The 4,296-nt window shown below is 52.6% G+C and carries 4 protein-coding genes and 1 pseudogene; all 5 read left to right on the plus strand.

The annotated features are described in order from the left end of the window. Positions 1–340: pseudogene (locus tag HMPREF0372_RS00020) on the plus strand (VirD4-like conjugal transfer protein, CD1115 family); the annotation flags it as partial. A 212-nt stretch (positions 341–552) separates the two neighbouring features. Beyond that, positions 553–771, plus strand: coding sequence for a Maff2 family mobile element protein (locus HMPREF0372_RS00025; RefSeq protein ID WP_002578868.1), 219 nt, complete (start codon positions 553–555; stop codon positions 769–771). 66 nt (positions 772–837) lie between these two features. Further along, positions 838–1,707, plus strand: a complete 870-nt coding sequence (locus HMPREF0372_RS00030; protein ID WP_007487783.1) for a VirB6/TrbL-like conjugal transfer protein, CD1112 family — start codon at positions 838–840, stop codon at positions 1,705–1,707. Between the two features lie 16 nt (positions 1,708–1,723). Next, positions 1,724–2,191 carry a PrgI family protein gene (locus HMPREF0372_RS00035; RefSeq protein ID WP_007487784.1) on the plus strand — a complete coding sequence of 156 codons (468 nt, stop codon included), beginning with the start codon at positions 1,724–1,726 and terminating at the stop codon, positions 2,189–2,191. Then, positions 2,136–4,296: VirB4-like conjugal transfer ATPase, CD1110 family (locus HMPREF0372_RS00040; protein ID WP_050810460.1), on the plus strand; the 2,161-nt coding region annotated here is incomplete at its 3' end. The genes HMPREF0372_RS00035 and HMPREF0372_RS00040, both read left to right, overlap by 56 nt.

Here is a 4,296-nt window from a genome sequence, read left to right on the forward strand (position 1 = left end):
AGTAATATGGCAAGGCGGTGCCTCCCTACTCCACTACAACACCGGTGAGAGCCGTGGGCGGGAAACCTCCCACTCGCTCAACTATCAAAAATTGGGGAAAAGTCTGATGAGCCAGGACGAGCTGGCCGTTATGGACGGTGGAAAGTGCATCCTCCAGCTGCGCGGTGTGCGGCCTTTCCTTTCGGATAAGTACGACATCACCAAGCACCCCAATTTCAAATACACAGCCGACGCAAGCGACAAGAACGCTTTTGACATTGAAGCGTTCCTGTCCACCCGGCTGGAACTCAAGCCCAATGAGGTCTGCGACGTGTACGAAGTAGATACTCAGGACGCTTAAATCTGTTCCGCTGAGAAAGGAGTGGTCTTATCTATTCGCCGCAACTGCCCTTTTGGGGCCATTGGCGTACAAGGCGGACAGTCATCAAAAAATAATGAAAAAAGGAGGACAGCCGGAATCAGCCCCCGGAAACCGGGCGGCGGATTGTCCGGCTTTTGTATGCCTATGAATGACTGAAACTTTATCAAAACGATTCCGGCTAACAATTATTTATGGAATTTTTCAATGAAGCGATCAATGTGTTGCAGACCCTCGTGATTGCCCTTGGTGCCGGTCTTGGCGTATGGGGCGTTATCAACCTGCTGGAAGGTTACGGAAACGACAACCCCGGTGCGAAGTCACAGGGAATGAAGCAGCTCATGGCGGGCGCTGGTGTGGCTGTGGTCGGCCTGATCCTCGTACCTCTGCTTTCCGGCCTGTTTGCCGTCTAAACTGTCCCTGAAAAATCCTTGCCCCTCCCGTAATAATCGGGAGGGGCTGAAAGGAGGTCACACTGTATGGATTTTCTGCTGGACGCGCTTACTGAGTGGCTCAAGGAAATGCTGGTAGGCGGCATTATGGGCAACCTGTCCGGGATGTTCGATTCTGTAAACCAGCAGGTCGGAGATATATCCGTGCAGGTTGGGCAAACGCCGCAGGGCTGGAACGGCGGCATTTTCAGCATGATCCAGAACCTCTCCAACTCCATCATGGTTCCCATCGCCGGTGTGATTCTGGCGATTGTAATGACACTGGAACTGATCCAGATGATTACCGACAAAAACAACCTGCATGATGTGGATACCTGGATGATTTTCAAATGGGTGTTCAAGTCAGCCGCAGCCATACTCCTTGTCACGAATACATGGAATATCGTCATGGGCGTGTTCGATATGGCGCAAAGTGTGGTGGCACAGGCATCCGGCATTATTTCTTCGGATACCGCCATTGATATTTCCTCTGTCCTTACGGACATGGAACCCCGGCTGATGGAAATGGATTTGGGTCCGCTGTTCGGGCTTTGGTTCCAGAGTATGTTTATCGGCGTTACCATGTGGGCGCTGTATATCTGCATCTTCATCGTGATTTATGGCCGTATGATTGAAATTTACCTTGTGACATCCGTTGCGCCCATCCCTATGGCTGCCATGATGGGCAAGGAATGGGGCGGCATGGGCCAGAACTATCTGCGCTCCCTGCTGGCGCTGGGATTCCAGGCATTTCTCATTATTGTCTGTGTGGCGATTTATGCTGTACTGGTACAGGACATCGCTACCGAGGAAGATGTGATTATGGCGATTTGGAGCTGTGTGGGCTATACGGTTTTACTGTGTTTTACCCTCTTTAAGACCGGAAGCCTTGCAAAAGCTGTATTCCAGGCTCATTAAGGAGGAGGGAGTTTCTATGGCCTATGTACCTGTACCCAAAGATTTAACCAAAGTCAAAACCAAGGTTGCCTTTAACTTAACCAAGCGGCAGTTAATCTGCTTCGGCGGAGGGGCGCTTTTGGGCGTACCGCTATTCTTTCTGCTCCGTGGCTCTGCCGGGAACAGCACAGCGGCCCTGTGCATGATGTTCGTGATGCTGCCCTTTTTCCTTCTGGCGATGTACGAAAAGCATGGTCAGCCGTTGGAAAAGATTGTGGGCAATATCATCCGCGTCACGGTGATCCGCCCCAGGCAGCGCCCCTACCGCACCAATAACTTCTATGCCGTGTTGCAGCGGCAGGCAAATCTCGACGAGGAGGTGTCACACATTGTTTACGGCAATCAAAAACTGGCTGCACCGGCTGTTCGGAAAAAACGAGGAAAAAGCTGTGCAGCCGGTCAAAACAAAGAAAAAGCTGTCCCGCGCCGACAGAAAGCAGATTGAAGCTGCGATTGCCCGTGCCAACCGCACGGACAAAAAGGAAAAATCGGCGCAGGACAGTATCCCTTATGAACGAATGTGGCCGGACGGTATCTGCCGGGTATCAGACGGTCACTACACAAAAACCATTCAATTTCAGGACATCAACTATCAGCTCTCGCAGAACGAGGACAAGACCGCGATCTTCGAGGGCTGGTGCGATTTCCTCAACTACTTCGACAGCTCGATTCAGTTTGAGCTGTCTTTTTTGAACCTTGCAGCATCGGAGGAAACCTTTGCCCGCGCCATCAACATCCCTCTCCAGGGGGACGATTTTGACAGCATCCGTATCGAGTACATGACCATGCTGCAAAACCAGCTGGCAAAGGGCAACAACGGCCTTATCAAAACCAAGTATCTCACCTTTGGCATTGACGCGGACAGCATCAAGGCGGCCAAGCCCCGTTTGGAGCGCATTGAGACCGATATTCTCAATAACTTCAAGCGGCTGGGTGTGGCGGCGGAAACGCTGGACGGAAAAGCGCGGCTTGCTCAGCTGCATGGTATCTTCCACATGGACGAGCAGCTGCCGTTCCGGTTTGAGTGGGACTGGCTCCCCACCAGCGGTCTGTCCACCAAGGACTTTATCGCCCCCAGCTCCTTTGAGTTCCGCACCGGCAAGCAGTTCCGCATGGGCAAGAAGTACGGAGCCGTCAGCTTCGTACAAATTTTGGCCCCAGAGCTGAATGACCGGATGCTGGCCGATTTTCTGGATATGGAATCCAACCTGATTGTCAGCCTGCACATCCAGTCGGTGGATCAGATCAAGGCCATCAAGACAGTGAAGCGAAAAATCACCGATTTGGACCGCAGCAAAATCGAGGAACAGAAAAAGGCTGTCCGTGCCGGATATGACATGGACATCATCCCTTCCGACCTTGCCACTTATGGTGTCGAGGCCAAAAAGCTCTTGCAGGATTTGCAGAGCCGCAACGAGCGTATGTTCCTTGTGACATTTTTGGTGCTGAACACAGCGGACAATCCCCGCCAGCTGGACAACAATGTGTTCCAGGCAAGCTCCATCGCGCAGAAATACAACTGCCAGCTGACCCGTCTGGACTTCCAGCAGGAAGAAGGGCTGATGAGCTGCCTGCCTTTGGGTCTGAATCAGATCGAGATTCAGCGGGGGCTGACCACCAGTTCCACGGCGATCTTTGTGCCGTTTACCACACAGGAATTATTCCAGAACGGCAAAGAAGCTCTGTACTACGGCATCAATGCCTTGTCCAGTAACCTTATCATGGTGGACCGCAAGCTGCTGAAAAACCCCAACGGCCTGATTCTCGGTACGCCGGGTTCTGGTAAGTCTTTCAGCGCCAAGCGTGAGATCGCCAACTGTTTCCTGCTAACTTCGGACGAGATCGAAATCCTGGACCCGGAAGCGGAATATGCGCCTCTGGTGGAACGCCTGCATGGGCAGGTTATCAAGATTTCGCCCACTTCCACCAACTACATTAACCCCATGGACCTGAACCTGGACTATTCGGACGATGAAAGTCCGCTGTCTTTGAAGTCCGACTTCATCTTGTCGCTGTGTGAGCTGATTGTGGGCGGCAAGGAGGGGTTGCAGCCGGTGCAAAAAACCATCATCGACCGTTGTGTGCGGCTGGTGTATCAGGAGTATCTCAATGACCCCCGACCGGAGAATATGCCCATTCTGGAGGACCTTTACAACCTGCTTCGGGCGCAGGATGAAAAAGAAGCACAGTACATCGCCACGGCGCTGGAAATCTATGTGACCGGCTCCCTCAATGTGTTCAACCACAGGACCAATGTGGACATCAACAACCGCATTGTCTGTTATGACATCAAGGAACTGGGCAAACAGCTGAAAAAAATCGGTATGCTGGTGGTCCAGGACCAGGTGTGGAACCGTGTCACCATCAATCGCGCCGCCCACAAGTCTACCCGCTACTACATCGACGAGATGCACCTGCTGCTGAAAGAGGAGCAGACCGCCGCTTATACCGTCGAGATTTGGAAGCGGTTTAGAAAATGGGGCGGCATTCCCACCGGTATCACGCAGAATGTAAAGGTGCGCCCAGATAGGGCGCTGTGCAAAGCAGTCT

The organism is Flavonifractor plautii ATCC 29863 (genome assembly GCF_000239295.1).
GTDB lineage: Bacteria > Bacillota > Clostridia > Oscillospirales > Oscillospiraceae > Flavonifractor > Flavonifractor plautii.

Coding starts and splice junctions, on each gene's coding strand:
- HMPREF0372_RS00025 (WP_002578868.1), top strand. CDS start 553: ATGGAATTTTTCAATGAAGCGATCAATGTGTTGCAGACCCTCGTGATT.
- HMPREF0372_RS00035 (WP_007487784.1), top strand. CDS start 1,724: ATGGCCTATGTACCTGTACCCAAAGATTTAACCAAAGTCAAAACCAAG.
- HMPREF0372_RS00030 (WP_007487783.1), top strand. CDS start 838: ATGGATTTTCTGCTGGACGCGCTTACTGAGTGGCTCAAGGAAATGCTG.